The organism is Aquabacterium sp. A08 (assembly GCF_011742065.1).
The window spans coordinates 1-287 of record NZ_JAAQQT010000339.1; the positions used below are offsets into that span (position 1 = coordinate 1).

At 75.3% G+C, this 287-nt stretch carries 1 pseudogene; it reads left to right on the forward strand.

The window, feature by feature from the left end:
* Positions 1-287 (forward strand): annotated as a pseudogene (locus tag HA630_RS01905) (diguanylate cyclase); the annotation flags it as partial.

Consider the following 287-nt stretch of genomic DNA (forward strand, 5'->3'; position numbering starts at 1 on the left):
GCGGTCAACCACCTGTACGGCAACCGCCACGCCGTGGCCGCCGGGCTGGTGGCCACGGCGGTGCAGTTCAACCCCGCCGCCCTGTTTTTTGCCGCGCCCCAGGGTCGCCACGCCGACCGGCTGGCCACCCTCGACCGCTACCTGCAGGCCTGGAAGGCCGACCCGCAGTCGGTGTACTACGGCACCCTGACCCGCTGGGGCGCCCCGGTGGCCACCGCGCCGCTGGCGCGCGAGGTCTGGTGGGGCCTGGGCGCGGTGCTGGCGCTGTTGGTGCTGGCCCTGCTCGG